The organism is Janthinobacterium sp. 64 (genome assembly GCF_002813325.1).
Taxonomy (GTDB): Bacteria; Pseudomonadota; Gammaproteobacteria; order Burkholderiales; family Burkholderiaceae_D; genus Janthinobacterium.
In genome coordinates this window covers 5,438,746-5,459,963 of record NZ_PHUG01000001.1, presented here as the reverse complement: position 1 = coordinate 5,459,963, position 21,218 = coordinate 5,438,746, and the positions used below count along the sequence as shown (strand labels likewise).

Below are 21,218 nucleotides of genomic sequence, written 5' to 3'. Positions count from 1 at the left end.
TTCCAACGAGAAAGGAACAATCATGACGGCCCCACTCCCTAGCACCAGCAAGCTTGTCCTCGGCACCGCCATCGTGTGTGCGCTGCTGGGCGGCTGCAACAAGCACAATGAGTCCACCACCGCCCCGGCGGCCACGCCCAACACGGCGCCCGCCACCACGCCCGGCACGGGCGGCAGCGGCACCTCGGGCACCAGCGGCACCACCACGCCCGATACCACCACCCCCGCCACGCCATCCGTTGCGCCGGGCACCACGACCAATCCCGACGGCACGACCACGCCGCCAGCCACCCCGCCCACCAATGGCACCACGCCAGGAACCGGGACAGGCACCGGTACAGGCACCAACCCACCGCCGCGCAACAGCTAAACGCCGCGTCCCGGCGACCGGCCGAAAGTCAGGCAAGACAAAGCCTGCGGCAGCATACGCAGCAAAGAGCCTTCCGACGAAGGCTCTTTTTCTTGCACAGCGTAGCAACTCTCCATCACGAGGCGCCACGGCGCCTCAGTGGGCTGGCGCCGCCTTCGCTGTGGCCCGTGCGCCCAGCGCCTGGTGGTCCGCCGCCAGGAACAGATACATGGCCGGCACCACGAACAAGGTAAACAAGGTGCCGATGGACAGGCCCGTAAAAATCACCAGCCCCATCGCGTGGCGCCCGGCCGCGCCCGCGCCCGAGGCGATCACCAGGGGCAGCACGCCGAACACCATGGCGGCCGTCGTCATCAGGATGGGACGCAGGCGCACGGCGGCCGCTTCTTCCACCGCCTCGCGCTTGCTCTTGCCCGTCCTTTGCAGCTGATTCGCCACTTCCACGATCAGGATGCCATGCTTGCTGATCAGTCCCATCAGGGTCACCAGGCCCACCTCCGTGTAGATATTGATCGAGGCGAAGCCGAGGAAGATGAACATGGTGGCGCCAAACAGGGCCAGCGGCACGGAAACGAGGATCACGACGGGGTCGCGAAAACTCTCGAACTGCGCCGCCAGCGCCAGGAAGACGATGACCACGGCAAACAGCATGGTGACGATGAAGCCGCCCGATTCCTGTACGAACTGGCGCGACTGGCCCGCATAATCGGCCGTGTAGCCGCTGGGCGCCACCTGGGCCAGCGCATCGCGCAGGAAGGCCAGCACCTCGCCCTGCGAGGCGCCGGACACGCCGGACAGCGTGACGGCGTTGAGCTGCTGGAAGCGGTTGACCGACTCGGGCACGACGTCGTACTGGATGTGCGCGACGGTACTGGCCGGTATCATCGTGCCATTGGGCGTCTTGATATGAAAATCCAGCACGGCCGATGGGTTCAGGCGGTCGACCTGCAACACTTGCGGGATCACTTTATAGGAACGCCCGGCGATGGAAAAGTAATTGACGTAAGCGCCGCCCAAGGCCGCGCCCAGCGCCTGCCCCACGTCCTGCTGCGTCATGCCCAGCGCGGCGACACTGTCGCGGTCGACCACGACGGTCGCTTGCGGCTTGTCTATTTTCAAGTCCGTATCGATGAAATAGAACTTGCCCGATGCGCGCGCCTTTTCCAGCACCTGCTGCGCGATGGCGTCGAGATTTTCAAACGGCTCCGTGGTAGCGATGACGAACTGCACCGGCAAACCCGAGGACCCGGGCAAGGCGGGAAACTGGAAGGCGGCCACGCGGGCGCCGGCTATCCTGTTCCAGCCCGCCTGCAAGTCCTGCTGGACCTCCTGGGCGCTGCGCGCACGCTCGTTCCACGGCGTCATCAGCATGCCGCCAAAACCCGAGTTGACGGTCGGCACGCCCGTGATCTGGAACATCTGGCTGTATTCGGGCATGGCCTTGGCCACCTGGTAGATTTGCTCGGCATACACTTGCATCTGGTCCGAGGTGGCCGTCGGGTCGCCCACCACCTGCGACAGCACCACGCCCTGGTCTTCCTCGGGCGCCAGCTCGGACTGCGCCATCTTGAACATCAACCCCAGCACCAGCATCAGAATCGCCGCCATGACGATGAGCACCACCCAGGTATCGAGCAGCGCGTGCAGCAGGCGCCGATAGGTATCGTGCACCTTGCCGAAGACGCGGTCGATCGCTTGCACGAAGCGCCCGCTGTCCTGTTCCGGACGGAAAAAGCGCGAACACATCATGGGCGACAGGGTCAGGGCCACCACACCCGATACGGCCACGGCGCCGGCCAGGGTGAAGGCGAACTCCGTGAACAATGCCCCCGTCAGCCCGCCCTGGAAGCCGATGGGCACGTACACGGCGATGAGCACCACCGTCATGGCCAAAATCGGGCTGCCCAGCTCGCGCGCCGCCAGCAGGCTCGCTTCCAATGGCGGCTGACCCTGCTTCATGTGGCGGTCCACGTTTTCCACCACGATGATGGCGTCGTCGACGACCAGGCCGATGGCCAGCACGATGGCCAGCAAGGTCAGCAAATTGATGGAATAGCCGAGCGCCAGCATGGCGGTAAACGTGCCGATCAAGGACAGCGGCATGGCGATCACGGGCACGATCACGGCCCGCAAGCTGCCCAGGAACAGATAGATGACGATGGTGACGATCAGCAGCGCCTCGACCAGGGTCTTGATGACCTCCCTGATGGAGGTATTGATGAAGAACGTGGAGTCGTACACGATTTCGCCCGTCAGGCCGGCCGGCAGCTGGGCCTGGATATCGGGGAAGCTGGCGCGCACACGCTCGGCCACGTCGAGGATATTGGCTTCCGGCGCCACCTTGATGCCGATGAAGACGGAGCGCACGCCGCTGAAGGCGACGTTGAAATCATAGTTTTCCGAACCCAGCACGACGGTGGCCAGGTCTTCCAGGCGCACGATGGAGTCGCCGCTGCGCTTGACGACAAGCTGCCTGAATTCCTCGACCGAATGCAGATCCGTGCCGGCCGTCAGGGGAACGGTCACCATCTGGCCCTTGCTGGACCCCAGCGCGGCCAGGTAATTGTTATTGCCCAGAGCGGTGCTCACCTCGGCCGCCGTCACGCCGAACGCAGCCATCTTGTCCGCATCGAGCCAGGCGCGCAGGGCAAACAGGCGCGCGCCCAGCAGTTCCGCCGTCTGCACGCCGCTGACGGCATCGAGCTTGGGCTTGACCACGCGGCTCAGGTAATCCGTCACATTATTCGTCGGCAAGGTCTTGCTGTAAAAGCCCAGGTACATGGCGTCCGTCGTCTGCCCCATCTGTACCGTCAGCACGGGCGTTTGCGCCTGGGCCGGCAGCTGATTCTTCACGGAACTGACCTGGGTATTGATTTCCGTCAAAGCCCGGTTCGCGTCGTAATTGAGGCGCAAAGTAGCCGTGATGGTCGACACGCCGCTGCTGCTGGACGAGGACAGGTAATCGATGCCCTGCGCCTGGGCGATGGCCGATTCCAGCGGCTGCGTAATGAACCCCGCCACCGTCTGCGCGTCAGCGCCGTAATACGTGGTGGAGATCGTCACGACGGCATTCTGCGTCTTCGGATACTGGTTGATGGGCAAGCTGAACAGGGAACGCAAGCCCAGCACCACCAGCAGCAGGCTCACCACCATGGCCAGCACGGGCCGGCGGATAAAAAGATCGGTAAAGTTCATGGCGGCGCCTCAGTGTTCCTGCGGCGTGGGCCGCGGATTGTTGCGCGGCTCGACGACGTTGCTGATCACCACGGGACTGCCATTCTTGAGCTTGATCTGCCCGCTGGTGACGACTTGCTGCCCCTCGCTGAGCCCCGTCAATATGGCCACCTGGTCGCCGCGCGTTTCACCCGTGGTGACGAACACTTGCTGCACCACCCGTTCGCCTGCCGCCGGCGGTGGCGCGCCGACCTTGGGCGCCTGCGCCGGATGCACGACGAAGACGGTGGAACCATACGGGTTGTAGGTGATCGCCGTCTGCGGCAACGTCAGATACTGTTTCTTGGCCCCCACTTCCACGTTGACGTTGGCAAACATCCCCGGCAGCAACTGCCGTTTCGGATTGGCCACCGTGGCCTCCACCTGCACATTGCGCGTGGCGGGGTCGACCTTGGAACTGATGGCGCTGACCTTGCCCGCAAAGGCCGTGTCCGCATGCGCATCGCTGGACAGGTTCAGGGCTTGCCCCACTTGCAGGCCGCTCAGCTGCTTTTGCGGAATATGGAAGTCGACATAGATGGGATCGATGGTTTGCAAGGTGACGATCTTGTCTCCGGGATTGAGGTACTGGCCCGGATTGACGGTGGTGATGCCCAGTTTGCCCGCAAACGGCGCGCGGATGGTTTTTTTCTCCACCAGCGCCGCCTGCTGGGCGGCCAGGGCCTTGCGGCTTTTCAGGTCCGCCACGTCGCTATCGATCTGTGCCTGGCTGATCGCTTGCACGGCAAATTGCTGGCGGTCACGCGCCAGCACGGACGCGGCCAGTTCGGCCGCCGCCTCCAGCGCGCGCAGCTGCGCAATATCCGCATCGGCATTGAGTTGCACCAGCACTTGCCCCGCCGCCACCTCCTGGCCGGACTTGAAATGGATGGACCTGACGAGACCGGCGATCTCGCTCGTCACGTCGACGCCGCGCACGGCCACCAGGGTGCCCACCGACGCCAGGTGCGGCTGCCACTCGACCTTGCGGATGATGGTCGCCGACACCGTCTGCGGCGTGGGCTTGGGTGAACTGGCCATGAGCTGGCGGATGTGCAGAAAAAATCCCAGCGCCAGCAGGGCAATCAACAGCACCACCGCCCCCAGCATGATGAGCATGCGCTTATTGCGTTTCGTCATGGATGCGCTCCTTGTCATTCCTTCCGGCTGCCATTGCGGTGTTGTATTGCAAGCCCCTCAGTTCCTGCCAGCCGCCACCGGCAAGCTGGTCGTGGCGGGAACGTTGTCCAGCGCGGGCCGGTTCCACCAGCCGCCGCCCAGCGCCTGGAACAGCGCGGCGCTATCGGCATGGCGGGCCGCCTGCGCCTGTATCAGGCCCACCCTGGCCTGCTGGTACGTGCGTTGGACATCCAGCAAGGTGAGATAACTGATGGCACCGAGCTTGAATTGCTGCGTACTCAGCGCCAGCGATTCGCTGGCCAGCGCCTCCACCTCGGCTTGCTGCTGCAAGGCGGCAGCATCAGCCTCGATGGCCCGCAGGCTGTCGGCCACATTCTGGAAGGCGGCCAGCACGGTGGCGCGGTAATCGGCCGCCGCGCCCTCGTAGGCGGCGATGGCGGCCCGCCGCCTGGCGCGCAGCGCGCCGCCGTTGAAAACAGGCTGGGCCAGCCCGGCCGCCACGCCCCACACGGAAGAACTGCCATGCAGCAACGCGGGAAAGCTGGTAGCCAAGGCGCCAAGATTGCCCGTCAAGGTAAATTGGGGATACATGGCTGCCGTGGCGACACCGATCTGCGCGCTGGCCTGCTGCAGCAGCGCTTCGCTGGCACGGATGTCGGGACGCTGGCGCACGAGGGCAGACGGCAGGGAAACGGGCAAGTCCTGCGGCAAGTGCAGCGACGCCAGGTCGAATTCAGGCATGCCGGGCTCGCTGGGCAGCCTGCCCGCATACACGGCTAGCTGGTGGCGCGTCAGGGCCAGGGCTTTTTCCAGCGGCGGCACGCTGGCCCGCGTCTGCGCCACCGTGTTGCGCTGGAGCAGTACCGTGGCACGGCCGATGGCGCCGAAGCGCAATTGCTGCTCGATCACGTCCAGCTGTTTCTGCTGCGCGTCGAGTATGTCGCTGGTGGCCTGCAGCTGTCCGCGCAGCGATGCTTCGCGGATGGCCGCCGTCACCAGGTTGGCCGTCAGGGCCAGGTACGCCGCTTCCAGCTGGTATTGCCGATAGTCAACAAGGGCTTGCAGCCCCTCCAGCTGGCGCTTGTTGCCGCCAAATACATCCAGGGCATACGATATATTCACGGAGGCATTGTACAAATTGAAAACGCCGCCCTTGCCTTCCAGGCTGCTGTTTTTTTCACGGCTCACGCCCAGCTGCGCACCGACCTCGGGATACAGCAGGCGGCCGGACAGGGCGCGGTAGTTTTCATCGGCCTGGCGCAGGGCCGCCTGGGCCGACGCCAGGCCCGGACTGCGCGCGAGGGCGCCGCGCACCAGCTGGTCCAGCGCCGGCGACTGGAATAGCGACCACCATTGCGCGGGGATATCCTGGCCGGGGACAAAGCGCTGCGCCTGGCCCGCGGGACCGGGCGAGGCCGCCGTTTGTGCCGGCAACGGTGCCGGCGTGTAGCGGTCGCCGCCGCCGGGAGCGGCAGGACGCTGAAAATCCGGTCCGGCGGCACAAGCGGCCAGCAGGCAAGCCGTAAGAATGCCGAGACAGGGCTGCCGGATGCTGGAGAACATGGTGCTGGTCCGATACGTTGCAGTGCCACATCGTCGTTGAAAAATATCCCAAAATATCCCCATACAGGCTGACTCTCGCGCCCACCCGTTCTACGATTGTAGAGCACCTGACGTAAAAAGAGCCTTCCGAAGAAGGCTCTTTGACTTGGCACAAATGTTATGCAGCCGAGGCTGCCTGACTTACTTTTGCAGGCCGACCGGTGCCGCTTTCGGCGCGCGGCGTCCCATCAGGAACAGCACGGCTTTTTTCAGCATGCGGTAGACGAAGCGCACCAGCAGCAAGGTCAGCACGCATTCGATCAGGGTCAGGATCATGGCGAAAGCCACCGGCATGCGGACGGCGCGGCGGTGGAACTTGGCCACGGCGCCATCGCGGGCGATCTCGATGCTGTCATAGAAGGTCGGCACGACCAGCAGGGTCAGAATCGTCGAGGTGATGGTGCCGCCGATGATGGCGATCGCCAATGGACGGTAGAACTCGCCGCCCTCGCCCAGGCCCAGCGCCACGGGGAACATGCCGGCGATCAGCGCAAACGTCGTCATCAGGATGGGACGCAAGCGCATGCGGCCCGCATACATCAGCGCGTCTTCGCGGCCATGGCCCTCTTCCTCGCGCTTGCGCGCCGCGTCGAGCAGCAGGATGGCGTTCTTGGCGACCAGACCCATGAGCATGATGATGCCGATAAAGCTCATCAGGTTGAGGGTATTGTTCGTGATCACCAGCGCCACCACCACGCCAATCAAACTGAGCGGCAAGGACATCATCACGGCCACCGGCGCCGTGAAGGAACCGAACTGCATTACCAGGATCAAATACATCAGGCCGATACCCATCACCAGCGCGATCAGCATTTCCGTAAACAGCTCTTGCTGGTCCTGGCCGGCGCCACCGAGCGCCAGGCCGTAGCCGGGCGGGAAGTCGATGGAGTTGGCCAGCTTCATGGCGTCGCTCGTCACTTCGCCGTTCGAGCGGCCTTGCGCATTGGCCGACACGGTAATCGTGCGCTTGCCATTCTTGTGCTCGATGCCGGACGGTCCCTTGCCCATGGTAATGGTGGCGATCTGGTCGAGCGGCACCATTTGCGACGTGCCCGTCACGCTGATCGGGAGGCGCTCGATGTTTTCCGATGCCACGCGGTCATCGGGATGCAGGCGCACGGCCACGTCGCGCGTTTCGCCCGTCGGATCGACCCAGTCGCCCACTTCCACGCCGGCAAACGCCACGCGCAGCGATTGCGCCGCGTCATTGACGGAAATGCCCATCGAGTTGGCCAGGCCACGGTTCAGTTCAATCTGCAGCTCGTTTTTCGGGTCCTGCTCGGACAAGCCCACGTCGACGGCGCCGGGAATGGCACGCAGCTTGTCCATGTAGGCGTTGGTGATCTCCATGAGTTTACGCGAATCCGGACCCGTAAATTCCACCTGGATCGGTTTTTGCGAACCGTTGCTCAAGTCATCCTGCACCACGTATTCGGCGCCCACCAGGCGCGACATCTTCTCGCGCAGCTCGACCGCGATTTCCTTGGCCGAACGCTTGCGCGTGTTGCGCTTGCCGATGTCGACATACACTCTTCCGCCACCCGCATTGATGGAGCTGTTGGTATCTTTGGTTTCAGGCAAGGTGCGCGCCAGTACGGCTGCCGCTTCCAGTTTCAAGCGCGAATACTCGATGCTGCTCGACGATGGCGTGCGCACATTGATCATCAGATTGCCCGAATCGGATGCCGGCAGGAAACTCGTGCCGCCATGCGTGGCGTGCAGGACGATGGCGCCCACCAGGCTGCCGAAGGCGATGACGGCCATCCAGCGGCGGTGATGCAGGGCCCAGGCGATCACGCGGCCATAGCGGTCCGCCTGGTGGTCGAACCAGTGGTTGAATTTTTCCAGCACGCGGCCAATGCCCTTTTTCGGCGCCGCATGTTCCTCGACCGGGTCGCCCCAGTAGGCCGACAGCATGGGGTCGAGCGTAAACGAGATGCCCAGGCTGACCAGCACCGAGCACGTCACCGTCAAGGCAAACGGACGGAACCATTCGCCCGAGATCCCCGGCATGAAGGCGACGGGAATGAAGACGGCGATGATGGAGAACGTTGTGGCGGCCACGGCCATGCCGATCTCGGCCGTGCCTTCCAGCGCGGCCGTGCGGCGGTCCTTGCCCATCTGCATGTGGCGCACGATGTTTTCGCGCACCACGATGGCGTCATCGATCAGCACGCCGATGGCCAGCGACAGGCCCAGCAGGGTCATGAAGTTCAGGGTAAAGCCGCACAGCCACACGGCAATGAAGGCGGCAATCACGGACGTCGGCAGGCTCAGCGCCGTGATCAGGGTCGAACGCCACGAGTTCAAAAAGGCGTAGACGACGAAAATCGTCAGCACGGCGCCCAGCACCAGCGATTCGATCACATTGTTCAGGCTATGCTGGGCGTTTTCGCCGCCGTCGCGCGTCACTTGCAGCAAGGTGCCTTTCGGCAAGGTCTTGTTGATTTCCGCTACCATGTCGCGGATCTTGTTGGCCACGCTGACGGTGGAGGCGTCGCGCACGCGGGTAATCGATATGCCCACGTTGGGCTTGCCGCTGCGCATGCTCAGGCTGTTGACTTCGGCAAAGCCATCCACGATGGTGGCCACTTGCGCCAGGCGCACGATTTCCTCGCCGCGGCGCTTGATCACCACTTTCTCGAAGTCGCTTGGCGACTCGATGCGGCCCACCAGGCGGATGCTTTTCTCGTCCAGGATGCCGCGCACCTTGCCCACCGGGGCATTCGTATTCTGGTTGCGCAAAGCAGTGACGACATCGCTGACGGACACATTGTATTCACGCAATTTTTCCGCGCGCAGCAGCACGGACAGTTCGCGCTTGAGCGAACCGCCCACGTTGACCAGCGCCACGCCATCGACGGTGCGGAAGCGGTCCGACAGCACGTCTTCGGCCAGGCGCGAGATTTCCGCATGGCTTTGCGTATTCGACGACAGCGCCAGTTGCATGATCGGTTCGGCAGCCGGGTCGATGCGCTGCAAGATAGGCTCGCGCATTTCCGTCGGCAACTTGTAGCGCACGGCGGCAATCGCATTGCGGATATTGTCGGACGCTTCGATCAAATTGGAATTGAACGAGAACTTCAGGAAGATGGTGGCCGACCCTTCATTCGAATCGCTGTTGACTTCGGTCACGCCGGAAATGCTTTGCAGCGACTTTTCCAGGCGGTTCACCACTTCGCGCTCGACCGTATCGGGCGATGCGCCAGGGTAAGGAATGCTGACGACGATGAAGGGTACCTCGACGTCCGGATTCTGGTTGACGCGCAATTTCTTGAGCGCCAGCAAGCCGACGCACATCATCGCCAGGATCAGGACGATGGTGGCGGTGGGCCGCTTGATACTGAAATCGGAAAGGAACATGGCTTAGTTTCCTTTACCGGCAACGGCGGTGCTGCTGCTGGCCACGGCAGCAGCGGGTACGGTTTTGCCGGCCGTCAGCTCCACTTTCTGCCCATCCTTGAAGGTCGAGCCCGGCGTGCGCAGCACGGTGTCGCCGCTGACCAGGCCGCTTTGCACTTCCCACTGGCCCGTGCGCACATCGCGCGCGCCGATGCGCAGTGTGACTTTATGCAAAGCCTTGTCCTTGACCTTCCACGTGTACGTGACGTCGCCCGCCTTCACCAGCGCCGAGTCGGGTATCATCAGCGCGCTGATGCTGTCCGTCTCGATGCGCCCTTCCGCATACAGGCCCGCCACTCTCGGTTGTTCCTTGTCGTTGAAATCGACCAGCACGGCCACCTGGCGCGTGACGGCATTGGCGGCAGGATCGACTCGGCGCACCTTGCCCGCGAAATCCTGGCCCGGATACCCATTGATGCGGAACAGCACGGGCTGGCCCACCTTGACGACGCCGATCTTGTCGGCCGACACCAGGCCTTCCAGACGCATGCTGGTCGGATCGATGACCTTGATCAATTCCTTGCCGATTTGCGCCGTATCGCCATTCGATACCTTGCGCTCGCTCACGATGCCGTCGAACGGCGCGCGCACGAGGGTGCGCTGCAGCTGCTGGCGGGCTTGCACGGCGCGGCTTTTCGCGGCGGACAGATCGCTTTGTGCATTATTGCGGCGAATTTCCGCGTCTTCCAGTGCCTGCGTCGACGTCATGCCCGAAGCGCGCAGGGTTTTCATGCGCTGGAACATGCGTTCGGACTGTTCCAGCACCTGGCTGGCGGCACGGCTGGCTTCCTCGGCCGAATTGAGGCTGTCGCGGATGGACGTTTCATCCAGACGCACCAGTACGTCGCCCCGCTTGACGACTTCACCATTTTCCTTCATGACCTGAATCACCACGGCCGATACTTCGGCGCGCAAGTCCGCGTTGCGCTCCGGTTGCACGGAACCGGTGATGACGGGACCCGACGCCAGCGCATTGCTCTGGATGGTCAGCAAGTCTTCCGGGGAGACGAGCAGATTGACGGCGGCGCCCGCCTGTTCCTTGGCATTCTTGCCGCCCTTGCCGGGATCTTTGGACTCTTTGCCGCAGGCGGCCAGGGCAGAAGCGATTGCCAGAACAAACAGGGTTTTGCGCAACATGGGTAATTCTCCGGATAGATAGCACCGCTACCGTCCCCACGGCCCGGATAGGGCTGCAGGCGTTAGCAAGCATTTATTTTTATTAAAACCACAAGCGCCAAAGTATCCATGAGCGCATCCGGGCATGTCAATCGGCCGTTTCCTGTAATGCTTTATTCAATGGATGAAACGTAGTTTTTACGCCCTGAAACGCAAAACCCCGCCTTGAAGCGGGGTTTTGCGTTTCAGGGGAAGCGAACTTAGCGGCTGAAAACGGTGTTGATCAGGAAGCCGATGGCCACGCCCGTGCACAGGCCGCCGGCGATTTCCACCAGGGTATGACCCATGCGCTCACGCAAGGTCTTGTGCGCGGCGCTGGCCGCTTCCCCGGCCAGGCGGTTGATGGCCGCAGCCTGCTTGCCCACGTGCTGGCGCAGGCTGTTGGCGTCGATGATGACGATGAAGGCCAGGGTCACGGCCACGCCGAAGGCCGGGTGGCCGATGCCTTCGCGCAAGGCGATCAACGTTGCCATGCTGGACACGACGGCGCTGTGGTTGCTGGGAAAGCCGCCATTGCCGACCAGCCCGAACGCCCATTGCCGCGTGCGGGCACTGTTGATCAGGAATTTGATCGGTCCGACCAGGATCCAGGCGATCAGGGGCGTGACGAGGTAAGCGATATCCACGGGTATTCCTTCTTTTATATGTGTAGAGTGTGTCTTGAGAGACGGGCGCGCCGCAATTATCGCAGATCATCCGCGCCAGCAGAACTGTCTGGCGTCAGACTATAAAACGCGGCCCCCGGCGGCAACTAATATAAAATCATGGCATATACAACAATTGACGTATATCAACACTGAGTGCGGCGCGCACAGCGGCGCGGATAATCAAACGTCTTCATACTTGCAACGGGGTCCTCATGCGGCATTTCAGAATTTCTTTTTTAGTCACTTTTATCCTGATGGCGGTGTCGGGCTGGTGGGGTTACAGCCATGGCGGCATGCCTGGCCTGATCAATGCCCTGTGGATCACCGGCGTGCTGGGCGTCATGGAAGTGTCGCTGTCGTTCGACAATGCCGTGGTCAACGCCTCGGTCTTGCGCCACTGGAATGAATTCTGGCAAAAACTGTTCCTGACGGTCGGTATCCTCGTCGCCGTCTTCGGCATGCGGCTGCTGTTCCCGCTCGTCATCGTATCCGTGGCCACGGGCCTGGGCCTGGTCGACGTATGGACCATGGCCACCACCACGCCCGATGTATATGCCAAGCACCTGACGGACAACCATGCGCAAGTGGCGGCCTTCGGCGGCGCCTTCCTGCTGCTGGTGTTCCTGAACTTCCTGTTTGACGACGAGAAGGAATTGCACTGGCTGGGCTGGGCCGAGGAAAAAGTCAACGCGCTGGGCACCGAAAGCCTGGCCGTGCTGATCACCATGGGCGCCGTGGCCGCCTGCGTGGCCATGGGCCCCGTGGAAGAAAAATACAGCGTGCTCGCGTCGGGCATCGTCGGCATCGCCGTCTATATCGGCGTGAACTGGATCAGCGGCTTGCTGGAAGAAGGCGAACCGGACTTGCAGGATGACGAAGAAGAAGGCGCAGCACCGGCCAAAAACGGCAATGGCGACCTGGTGAAAACGGTGGCGCGCGGCAGCATCGGCGGCTTCCTGTACCTGGAAGTGCTCGATGCCTCGTTCAGCTTTGACGGCGTGATCGGCGCCTTTGCCATCACCAACGACGTCGTCATCATCATGCTGGGCCTGGCCATCGGCGCCATGTTCGTGCGCTCGATGACGGTCTTCCTCGTGCACAAGGGCACCCTGGACGAATTTGTCTACCTGGAACACGGCGCCCATTATGCGATCGGCATCCTGGCCTTGATCATGCTGGCGTCCGTCAAGTACCATATTCCGGAGTGGTTCACGGGCCTGTCGGGCGTGGCCTTCATCCTGGTCTCGCTGTGGTCGTCCCTGCGTTATCGCAAACGGCACGCGGCACAAGCTTGAAATCGGGGGGTTGCGCCCCCAATTGAAAGAGTAATGGCACGAGCGCCTTGCGCGCTCATCCCATGCAGGTATGTTTAAGTAAATTACTGAAAAGGAGCACCACATGGCAATCAGTTTGCAAAAAGGCGGCAACGTCAACCTGAGCAAGGAAGCACCGAACCTGAAGAAGATCATCGTCGGCCTCGGCTGGGATCCTCGTTCGACGGACGGCGCCACCTTCGACCTTGACGGTAGTGCTTTCCTCCTGAAAAGCGACGGCAAAGTCCGTGGCGACTCTGACTTCATCTTCTACAACAACCTGAAGTCGACCGACGGTTCCGTCGTCCACACGGGCGACAACACCACGGGCGAAGGCGAAGGCGACGATGAGCGCATCGAAATCGACCTGTCGCGCGTGCCGGCAGACATCGACCGCATCAGCATCACCGTCACCATCCATGACGCCGACGCGCGCCGCCAGAACTTCGGCATGGTCTCGAAAGCCTTCATCCGCTGCCTGAACGCGGAAGGCGAAAAAGAAATCGCCCGCTACGACCTGTCCGAAGACAGCTCGACGGAAACGGCGATGATCTTTGGCGAAATCTACCGCTACAACGGCGAATGGAAGTTCAAGGCCATCGGCCAGGGCTTCAACGGCGGCCTGGGTCCTCTGGCCCGTTCGTTCGGCGTCAATGCCTAAACGTTTTATGCGCTAAACACAGCCGCCTGGACGTATTCAGGCGGCTTTTTTTTGGAGATTTATCATGCCAGTATTTAGTGTCACGGGCGACGTCGATCCATTCCTGCACGTCAGCATGAAGCAGGGCGAAACCATCTATTGCGAATCCGATGCAATGGTGATGATGGAAACGGCGCTGGACTTGAAAGGCAAGATGACGGGCGGCCTGGGCAGCGCCATCATGCGCCGCTTCGCGAATGGCGAATCGTTTTTCCAGCAGCACATCGAAGCGGTGCGCGGCAGCGGCGACTGCCTGCTCTCGCCCACCCTGCCGGGCGCCATCGAAGTGGTCGACGTGGGCGCGCGCCAGTACCTGCTCAACGACGGCGCCTTTGTCGCCGCCACCTCGGGCACGGAAATGAAAGTGCGCACGCAAAGCATCGGCAACGCCTTGTTTGCGCAGTCGGGCGGCTTCTTCGTGATGGAGACGGCCGGCACGGGACAAGTGGTGGTGTCGGGCTTCGGCTCCATGTTCCAGCTCGACGTCGAGCCGGGCAAGGATGTCGTGATCGACAATTCCCACGTGGTCTGCTGGGACAACAGCCTGAAATACGAAATTTCCGTGACCACGGGCGGCGGCGCGAGCGGCGGCGGCATCGGCGGCTTCCTCGGCAATATCGTCAACAGCGTGACCAGCGGCGAAGGCATCGTGCTGCGCTTTTCCGGCTCGGGCAAAGTATTTATTTGCTCGCGCAACCGCGACGCCTTCCTGAAGTGGACGGCGTCGGGCAAAGCCGGCTGACCCCTTCCCTCTAAGGCCAGGTTAAGTCTGGTCGTTCAGAATCCCCGCGCGCGCACCTGCGCGCGGCTTCCCCTATTTCCACCCGGTCCCCGTACATGCAAAGAGTCTGGTTCAACAAAACATTTTCCTCGGTCGGCACGGCCATGCGTTTGATCCGCGAGGCCGACATGGCCGCGACAAACGGCGCGCCCCGCTATCACATCGTGTGCAGCAATACGAACGCGCACGCTGCCGCCTTTTTGGCGGCCCACGAATACGCGGTCGAACCGTCGGGCCTGACGGGCCTCAATTATGTCGAGTGGTGCCTGGAATTTTGCCGCGAGCGGGGCATCACGATTTTCTGGCCCGGCAAGGAAGCGGGCCTGATCGGCAGCGCCAGCGCGCGCTTCGCCGCCCACGGCACGCGCGTGCTCAGCGTGGCCACCGAAGATGTACTGGACCTGATGCATGACAAGGCCCGCTTCTGCGACGGCCTCGACCTGCCCATGGCGCGCCCGGCCGACTACCGCGCCGTGACCACCATCGAAGAATACGATGCCGCCTGGGCCGAGCTGCGCCCTTTGCATAGCAAACTGTGCATCAAGCCGTCCGAATCCGTGTATGCGCTGGGCTTTGCCATACTCGATGAAGAGCGCAGCAGCGCCCAGCTGCTGCTGGCCGGCGCCGCCTACCAGATCAATGCGCAAGAGCTGCGCAACGGCCTGGCGCAGATGGCATCGTTCAAGACCCTGCTGCTGATGGAATACCTCGATGGCGACGAATACAGCGCCGACTGCGTGGCCGACCAGGGCACGCTGATTTGCGCCGTGCCGCGCAAGAAGCTAAACGGAGGCGGCAGCGGCCAGCTGATCGAGCTGCGCGCCGACTTGCTGGCGGCCTGCGACAAACTCGCGCGCGACTACCGCTTGAATGGCGTGTTCAACATCCAGTTCCGTGTAGGCGCGCATGGCCTGGCGCTGCTGGAGATCAACCCGCGCATGTCGGGCGGCATCGGCATGGCGTGCGCGGCCGGCCCCAACCTGCCCTACCTGGCGCTGGCCGGTTTCGACCAGGGCTTTGACAAGCTCACCGTGCCCGCCATCGCCGAAGGCATGCGCGTGGGCGAAGCCGCCTACGCCGTGGAGCTGCCATGAACGTCGTCAAGCAGCAAATGCCCACGGGCGAGCTGACCTTGAAAGTGGACGAGGCGCGTTTTCCGCTGGACTGGCTGATCGGCTTTGCCGCGCGCGCCAACGCCAAGCGCGGCTTCCTGTTCCTCTCGAAAGTGCTGGGCAAGCACTGGCCCGTCACGCCGCGCGCCATGCAAGCCATCCACGACGACCTGGCCGCGCAGATCCCCCCCAGCCTGCCCGGCCCCGTGGTCTTCATCGCCATGGCGGAAACGGCCGTCGGCCTGGGCCAGGGCGTGTTCGAAGCGTGGCTGCGCGCCAACCCGAACGGAAAAGCGCTGTTTTTGCACAGTTCGCGCTACCGCGTGGGCACGGTGCCCTTCTTCGAATTCGAGGAATCGCACAGCCACGCGCCACGCCAGTTTCTGCATTTATCGGACGCTGCCAGCGCCCTGTTTTCCAGCGCGCGCAGCCTGGTGCTGATCGACGATGAAGCGTCGACCGGCAACACCTTTGCCAACCTGGTGCAAGTGTGCCGCGCGCGCTATCCGCAACTGGAAAAGCTGCACCTGGGCGTGATCACCAATTTCATGGGCCAGGCCGCCAACGCGGGCTTAAGCGAGCGTTTCGGCCTGCCCACGACCATAGGCGCAGCCTTGTCCGGCCACTACGCCTTCCAGGCCGGCGCAGCGCCAGCACCCGTGGCGGCCAGCGCGCAGCGCTTCGAGGCGAATGCGGAACGGGGCGCCAGCCCCGCCTTCGGGCGCATCGGCGTGGGACGCGCATTGACTCCGCCGCAAGGCCTGGCCGTGCAGCTGGCGCAGGAAATCGGCGCCGGCGACTCCGTGCTGGTGCTGGGCACGGGCGAATTCATGCACCCGTCGTTCCTGCTCGCGCGCGAACTGGAAAGCCTGGGCAAGAACGTCGTGGTGCAATCGACCACGCGCTCGCCGATCCTGTCGTGGGGTTCCGTCGGCCACATCGTCCGCTGCGACGACAACTACGGCGAAGGCATCGCCAATTACCTGTACAACGTGGCGCCTGGCCAGTACCAGCACGTTTTCATCTGCCATGAAACCCCGGCCAGCCCGGCCCTCATGCAACTCGCCGGCCAGTTGAACGGCCGCCTGTTCCACTTTCAGTCAGAGACCAAAATTGAAGAAATTCCTGTTTGTTGATCTGGACGACACACTGTTCCAGACCCCTAAGAAATGCCCCGGCGAGACCGATTTGCAGCCAGCCGCGTATTTGAAAAATGGCGACGCCTGCTCGTTTACGACGGCGCGCCAGCGCGCCTTCTTTGAATTCGCGCAAAGCGGCATGACCCTGATCCCCGCCACGGCCAGGAATGGCGACGCGTTTCGCAGGGTCGACCTGCCGTTTACCAGCTACAGCGTGCTCGATTACGGCGGCATCGTGCTGCAGCCGGGCGGCGCGCTCGACGCCGGCTGGCTGGCCCTGATGCAGAACGACATGCAGACGGCCTTGCCCGGCCTGCGCGACGCCATGCGCATCATCGACGATTTCCAGGTCAAGACGGGCATGCCTTCGCGCGCGCGCCTGATCGAGGACTACAACACGCCGTTCTACATCGTCGTCAAGGACCATGAAGCGCGCGGCGAACGCCTGGCCGACATCGAAGAGCAGGTGCTGCAGCAGTGGATCGCCACCGAAGGTTCGGACTACTTCATCCACCGCAACGGCAACAACCTGGCCGTGCTGCCGAAGACCCTGAACAAGGCGCGCGCCGTCGCCTACCTGCGCGCGGAACTGGAAGCCGAACATGGCCCCATCGTCAGCTTCGGCATGGGCGACAGCCGCTCGGACGCGCGCTTCATGGCCGCCTGCGACTACGCCATCATCCCCAACGGCACCCAGCTGGCGGCACTCACGGTGGCGGCGCTATGACCGACGGCAAGCAGCATTTCAGCGGCAGCTACCGCCAGGAAGACGTGGAGTTTTTGCTGACGCCCATGGCGCTCGAACCCATCCTCGACCTGGCCGAAAAAGAGCGTTTGATCCAGTCGGGCCAGCGCCACTACAGCGAAATGCTGTCGCCGGAATCCCTGCCTTCGCCCGCCTACCTGGCCCTGTTCCAGAGCGCGTTTGCCGCCAACCGCCTGCAAATGGCGCGCGACTGCCTGCGCCTGGCCGCCCTGATCGCGGCGCGCCGCACGGGCGCCATCACGCTGGTGTCGCTGGCGCGCGCCGGCACGCCCGTGGGCGTGATCCTGGGGCATTTGCTGCGCCAGGTGTTCCAGCGCGAGTGCAGCCATTATTCCGTCTCCATCATCCGCGACCGCGGCATCGATGCGAATGCCTTGAACCACATCCTGGCACACGGCCATGCGGCCGACTCCCTCGTCTTCGTCGACGGCTGGACGGGCAAGGGCGTGATTTCGCGCGAACTGCGCCAAACGGTGAACGATTTCAATGCGGCCAATAGCACGGCCATCGACGGCGGCCTGTTCGTGCTGTCCGACCTGGCCGGCACGGCCGCCTGCGCCGCTTCGGCCAGCGACTACCTGATCCCGTCAAGCATTCTGAATGCCACCGTCTCGGGCCTGGTCAGCCGCTCCGTGCTCAATGATGCCATCGGTGCGGACGACTTCCACGGCTGCGTGTACTACGCGCAGTTCGAAGCGCACGACCAGTCGCGCGCTTTCGCCGACGGACTGGTGGCCGACGCCGTGGCGATTGCCGCCAGCAGCGGCATCCCGCTGGCCGAAGCGAGCGATGCGCCAGCGATGGCGGCCCGCTCGCAAGCCTACATGGCGGCCGCGCAGCAGGAATACGGCATCAGCGACATCAACCTGATCAAGCCAGGCATCGGCGAAGCGACGCGCGTGCTGCTGCGTCGCGTGCCCGAGCGCCTGATCGTGCGCGACACGAATGCGCCGGACGTGGCACATTTGCTGCTTCTGGCGCAGGAAAAAGCCATACCCGTCACAGTAGAACCGGCGCTGCCTTACCAGGCGGTCGCCCTTATCAGGAGCGCAGTCGATGGATAACAACTCCCTACACCCACAAAGTGAGCATAAAGCGGCGCTGGGCGCCTCCATGTATGTGCCGACCACGCACAAGGATTTGCTGGCGATCGCCAATGGCGACAAATTCAGCCATTTGCGTTCGGTGATCCTTTGCACCGAAGACGCCATCGCGGAACGCGATCTCAGTTACGCGCTGTTCAATTTATCGCTGGCGCTGCAGAACATGTGCGACGAATCGGATACCTTGCGCTTCGTTCGCGTGCGCAATCTCGACGTGCTGGCGCGCGTGCTGGCCATGCCCGGCGCCGACAAATTGAGCGGCTTCGTGCTGCCGAAATCCACGCGCCACAACTTCAGCGCGTATTTCGAGCTGGTGCGCCATACGCATCATCTGTTGATGCCGACGCTGGAAACGGCGGAAGTGTTCGACGACGAGGAAATGAAGCAGTTCCGCATCATTTTGTCGGCGCCGGAAGTGCGCCGCCGCATCCTGGCCCTGCGCATCGGCGGCAACGATCTGCTGGCTCTGCTGGGACTGCGCCGCCCCACCAGCGGCACCATCTATCAAACGCCGCTGGGCCAGGTCATCGGCCGCCTGGTCACCATCTTCAAGCCGCACGGCTTCCAGCTGACGGCGCCCGTCTTCGAGCACCTGTCGCAAGGCAGCTGGCTCGATGCCGAAGTGGCGCAGGACATGGCGCACGGCATGATCGCCAAGACGGCCATCCACCCGGACCAGGTGCCGCAGATCGAACGCCACTACCAGGTGGCGCAGTCGGACATCGAACTGGCGCTGCGCATCATCGACCCGGACAGCCCGGCCGTGTTCCGCATGCAGGAATCGATGTGCGAAGTGGCGACCCACAGTAGCTGGGCGCTGCGCATCATCGAGCAGGCGCGCCTGTTCGGCATCCGCCATGCGGCCGATGGCGCCGCCGCGCACCACGCGAATACCTCATTGATTCAACTCTCAAGCGACGAAGGGATTGCACGACCATGACGAATTTCACACGCGGACAAAAAGGCAAACTGGCGGACCTGGGCTTGAATGGCCCGTTTGCCGTCACGCTCGATATCGTTTCGGGTTCGATGGAAGTGGACGTCAGCTGCTTCGGCGTCGATGCGGCCGGCAAGCTGTCGGACGACCGCTACATGGTGTTCTTCAACCAGAAAAGCGCGCCGGACAACGCCATCACGGTGGACTTGAACGGCCCCCGCTCCACCTTCCAGGTCGACCTGGCCCGCCTGCCCGCCTCGATCGACAAGCTGGTGTTTACTGCGGCGACGGAACAGGGCAGCATGCGCGCGCTGGGCAACTCCAGCATGGCGCTGGGCCAGGCGGCCACGTTTGCCTTCACGGGCAATGACTTCCAGGACGAGAAAGCCGTCATCATCGGCGAACTGTATCGCCGCGACGGCAGCTGGCGCTTCGGCGCCGTGGGCCAGGGTTTCGCCGGCGGCCTGGCGGCGCTGCTGAAGCACTTTGGCGGCAGCGAGGCGGCTTCGTCGTCCCCTGCTCCCGTGCCCACGCCAGCAGCGCCACCGCCACCGGCGAATAAAATCTCGCTGTCGAAAATCCGTCTGGAAAAGCGCGGCGACAAAATTTCGCTCGACAAGCGCGACAGCGGCGGCTATGGCCGCATCCGGGTCAACCTGAACTGGAACCAGAACGCGTCGCAAGGCCAGGCGCCCGCGTCAAAACTGGACACGGGCTTCCTCGGCAAGCTGTTCAACAAGCCGGCTGGCCGTTCGGGCGGCATCGACCTCGATATCGGCTGCCTGTTCGAAATGAGCGGCGGCGCCAAGAGCGCCGTGCAGGCGCTGGGCAACAGCTGGGGCGCGTATGACCGTCCGCCGTACATCCACCTGGAAGGCGACGACCGCACGGGCAGCATCAGCAGCGGCGAAAACATCTTCATCAACGGCACCCATTTCGACCAGATCAAGCGCGTGCTCGTCTACGCCTTCATCTACGAAGGCGTGCCGAACTGGGCCGCCACGGATGGCGTCGTGACGATCGAGATTCCCGGCCAGCCTACCGTGGAAGTGCGCCTCGACAGCGACAGCCAGCACGCCATGTGCGCCATCGCCATGCTGGAAAACCACGGCGGCAACCTGCAGGTGACAAAATTGGTGGAATACTTCGGCGGCCAAGGTAAAATCACGGCGCACCAGGCCATGGACGAAAGATATAACTTTGGTCTGAACTGGAAAGCCGGCCGCAAGGACTGATCCTTTTACCTAGACAACCCAACCATGACCCCTACGACCAAAAAAGTCACCTTCGCCTTTGCCATCTTCCTCGTGGCCGGCTTCCTGCTGCTGGCAGCCTACACGTGGATGGCCCTCAGCTTCTCGTACTCGGAAGGCGAACGGGCGGGCTACCTGCAAAAGTTCTCCAAGCGGGGCTGGATCTGCAAGACATGGGAAGGTGAATTGCTGCTGACGGCACTGCCAGGCACCATCCCGGAAAAATTCCAGTTCAGCGTGCGCGATGACGAGGTGGCGAAGCAATTGACGGCCGCCGCCGGCAAGCGCATTCTCGTCACCTACAGCCAGCACAAGGGCGTGCCCACGCAATGCTTCGGCGAGACGGAATATTTTGCCGATAAAGTCGTATTGAGCCAGTAATACCGCATTTTCGTCGTTCCGCGCCGGCCAGCCTTTCCAGGCCGGCGCTTCCCTCTCCTCCTCAGTATCTTCTCGTGCCGCATTCTGGCTAAACCATTTACAAATGTAATCAATGTGCAAGATGCTTGCGCAATCGCATGATGCTGTGTCAGCCCGTCGTTAGCGTGTAGTCACCCGTCACTG

17 protein-coding genes are annotated in these 21,218 nt (G+C 62.9%); 11 read left to right on the top strand and 6 right to left on the bottom strand.

Going from position 1 to position 21,218, the window contains the following annotated elements:
* Positions 1-22: 22 nt before the first annotated feature.
* Positions 23-370 carry a hypothetical protein gene (locus CLU91_RS24005; protein WP_100876122.1) on the top strand — a complete coding sequence of 116 codons (348 nt, stop codon included), beginning with the start codon at positions 23-25 and terminating at the stop codon, positions 368-370.
* A gap of 135 nt (positions 371-505) precedes the next feature.
* Here the strand turns inward: CLU91_RS24005 and CLU91_RS24000 are convergent, their stop codons facing one another.
* From CLU91_RS24000 to CLU91_RS23975, 6 genes are all read right to left on the bottom strand, one after another.
* On the bottom strand, positions 506-3,565 hold the full coding sequence (locus CLU91_RS24000) for an efflux RND transporter permease subunit (protein ID WP_100876121.1): 3,060 nt from the start codon (positions 3,563-3,565) through the stop codon (positions 506-508).
* Positions 3,566-3,574: 9 nt separating this feature from the next.
* The gene (locus tag CLU91_RS23995; RefSeq protein ID WP_232730860.1) at positions 3,575-4,723 is read right to left on the bottom strand and encodes an efflux RND transporter periplasmic adaptor subunit; all 1,149 of its coding nucleotides are present in this window, start codon (positions 4,721-4,723) and stop codon (positions 3,575-3,577) included.
* A gap of 57 nt (positions 4,724-4,780) precedes the next feature.
* Positions 4,781-6,286 carry an efflux transporter outer membrane subunit gene (locus CLU91_RS23990; RefSeq protein WP_100876119.1) on the bottom strand — a complete coding sequence of 502 codons (1,506 nt, stop codon included), beginning with the start codon at positions 6,284-6,286 and terminating at the stop codon, positions 4,781-4,783.
* Positions 6,287-6,466: 180 nt separating this feature from the next.
* Positions 6,467-9,688, bottom strand: coding sequence for an efflux RND transporter permease subunit (locus tag CLU91_RS23985; RefSeq protein WP_100876118.1), 3,222 nt, complete (start codon positions 9,686-9,688; stop codon positions 6,467-6,469).
* A 3-nt stretch (positions 9,689-9,691) separates the two neighbouring features.
* The gene (locus tag CLU91_RS23980; protein WP_100876117.1) at positions 9,692-10,864 is read right to left on the bottom strand and encodes an efflux RND transporter periplasmic adaptor subunit; all 1,173 of its coding nucleotides are present in this window, start codon (positions 10,862-10,864) and stop codon (positions 9,692-9,694) included.
* Positions 10,865-11,103: 239 nt separating this feature from the next.
* Positions 11,104-11,529 (bottom strand): divergent PAP2 family protein, encoded by a 426-nt coding sequence (locus CLU91_RS23975; protein WP_100876116.1) that lies wholly within the window; start codon positions 11,527-11,529, stop codon positions 11,104-11,106.
* Between the two features lie 233 nt (positions 11,530-11,762).
* Between CLU91_RS23975 and CLU91_RS23970 the strand changes: the two genes are divergently transcribed.
* The 10 genes from CLU91_RS23970 to CLU91_RS23925 all read left to right on the top strand — a co-directional run bounded on the left by CLU91_RS23970 (position 11,763) and on the right by CLU91_RS23925 (position 21,035).
* Positions 11,763-12,845 carry a DUF475 domain-containing protein gene (locus CLU91_RS23970; protein ID WP_100876115.1) on the top strand — a complete coding sequence of 361 codons (1,083 nt, stop codon included), beginning with the start codon at positions 11,763-11,765 and terminating at the stop codon, positions 12,843-12,845.
* A 103-nt stretch (positions 12,846-12,948) separates the two neighbouring features.
* A complete protein-coding gene (locus tag CLU91_RS23965; RefSeq protein WP_034785104.1) occupies positions 12,949-13,524 on the top strand; it encodes a TerD family protein in 576 nt (191 codons plus the stop codon).
* Between the two features lie 64 nt (positions 13,525-13,588).
* Positions 13,589-14,305, top strand: a complete 717-nt coding sequence (locus CLU91_RS23960; protein ID WP_035826041.1) for a TIGR00266 family protein — start codon at positions 13,589-13,591, stop codon at positions 14,303-14,305.
* 95 nt (positions 14,306-14,400) lie between these two features.
* The gene (locus CLU91_RS23955; RefSeq protein ID WP_100876114.1) at positions 14,401-15,438 is read left to right on the top strand and encodes an ATP-grasp domain-containing protein; all 1,038 of its coding nucleotides are present in this window, start codon (positions 14,401-14,403) and stop codon (positions 15,436-15,438) included.
* On the top strand, positions 15,435-16,592 hold the full coding sequence (locus tag CLU91_RS23950; protein WP_100876113.1) for a phosphoribosyltransferase domain-containing protein: 1,158 nt from the start codon (positions 15,435-15,437) through the stop codon (positions 16,590-16,592). The genes CLU91_RS23955 and CLU91_RS23950 overlap by 4 nt, the downstream gene beginning before the upstream one ends.
* Entirely contained in the window at positions 16,570-17,322 is a 753-nt protein-coding gene (locus CLU91_RS23945) for an HAD family hydrolase (protein WP_100876112.1), read from the top strand. Before CLU91_RS23950 ends, CLU91_RS23945 begins: the two co-directional genes overlap by 23 nt.
* Positions 17,319-18,425, top strand: coding sequence for a cysteine protease StiP family protein (locus CLU91_RS23940; protein WP_100876111.1), 1,107 nt, complete (start codon positions 17,319-17,321; stop codon positions 18,423-18,425). Before CLU91_RS23945 ends, CLU91_RS23940 begins: the two co-directional genes overlap by 4 nt.
* On the top strand, positions 18,418-19,404 hold the full coding sequence (locus CLU91_RS23935) for an HpcH/HpaI aldolase/citrate lyase family protein (RefSeq protein ID WP_035826029.1): 987 nt from the start codon (positions 18,418-18,420) through the stop codon (positions 19,402-19,404). The genes CLU91_RS23940 and CLU91_RS23935 overlap by 8 nt, the downstream gene beginning before the upstream one ends.
* Complete coding sequence (locus CLU91_RS23930) at positions 19,401-20,636, top strand: TerD family protein (RefSeq protein WP_100876110.1); 1,236 nt, start codon at positions 19,401-19,403, stop codon at positions 20,634-20,636. The genes CLU91_RS23935 and CLU91_RS23930 overlap by 4 nt, the downstream gene beginning before the upstream one ends.
* Positions 20,637-20,660: 24 nt before the next feature.
* Complete coding sequence (locus CLU91_RS23925; RefSeq protein ID WP_035826012.1) at positions 20,661-21,035, top strand: hypothetical protein; 375 nt, start codon at positions 20,661-20,663, stop codon at positions 21,033-21,035.
* The last annotated feature ends 183 nt before the right edge of the window (positions 21,036-21,218 follow it).

Excerpts from the sequence above, each read along its gene's own strand:
- CLU91_RS24005 (WP_100876122.1), top strand. The coding sequence starts at position 23 with ATGACGGCCCCACTCCCTAGCACCAGCAAGCTTGTCCTCGGCACCGCC.
- CLU91_RS24000 (WP_100876121.1), bottom strand. The coding sequence starts at position 3,565 with ATGAACTTTACCGATCTTTTTATCCGCCGGCCCGTGCTGGCCATGGTG.
- CLU91_RS23995 (WP_232730860.1), bottom strand. The coding sequence starts at position 4,723 with ATGACGAAACGCAATAAGCGCATGCTCATCATGCTGGGGGCGGTGGTG.
- CLU91_RS23990 (WP_100876119.1), bottom strand. The coding sequence starts at position 6,286 with ATGTTCTCCAGCATCCGGCAGCCCTGTCTCGGCATTCTTACGGCTTGC.
- CLU91_RS23985 (WP_100876118.1), bottom strand. The coding sequence starts at position 9,688 with ATGTTCCTTTCCGATTTCAGTATCAAGCGGCCCACCGCCACCATCGTC.
- CLU91_RS23980 (WP_100876117.1), bottom strand. The coding sequence starts at position 10,864 with ATGTTGCGCAAAACCCTGTTTGTTCTGGCAATCGCTTCTGCCCTGGCC.
- CLU91_RS23970 (WP_100876115.1), top strand. The coding sequence starts at position 11,763 with ATGCGGCATTTCAGAATTTCTTTTTTAGTCACTTTTATCCTGATGGCG.
- CLU91_RS23965 (WP_034785104.1), top strand. The coding sequence starts at position 12,949 with ATGGCAATCAGTTTGCAAAAAGGCGGCAACGTCAACCTGAGCAAGGAA.
- CLU91_RS23960 (WP_035826041.1), top strand. The coding sequence starts at position 13,589 with ATGCCAGTATTTAGTGTCACGGGCGACGTCGATCCATTCCTGCACGTC.
- CLU91_RS23955 (WP_100876114.1), top strand. The coding sequence starts at position 14,401 with ATGCAAAGAGTCTGGTTCAACAAAACATTTTCCTCGGTCGGCACGGCC.
- CLU91_RS23950 (WP_100876113.1), top strand. The coding sequence starts at position 15,435 with ATGAACGTCGTCAAGCAGCAAATGCCCACGGGCGAGCTGACCTTGAAA.
- CLU91_RS23940 (WP_100876111.1), top strand. The coding sequence starts at position 17,319 with ATGACCGACGGCAAGCAGCATTTCAGCGGCAGCTACCGCCAGGAAGAC.
- CLU91_RS23935 (WP_035826029.1), top strand. The coding sequence starts at position 18,418 with ATGGATAACAACTCCCTACACCCACAAAGTGAGCATAAAGCGGCGCTG.
- CLU91_RS23930 (WP_100876110.1), top strand. The coding sequence starts at position 19,401 with ATGACGAATTTCACACGCGGACAAAAAGGCAAACTGGCGGACCTGGGC.
- CLU91_RS23925 (WP_035826012.1), top strand. The coding sequence starts at position 20,661 with ATGACCCCTACGACCAAAAAAGTCACCTTCGCCTTTGCCATCTTCCTC.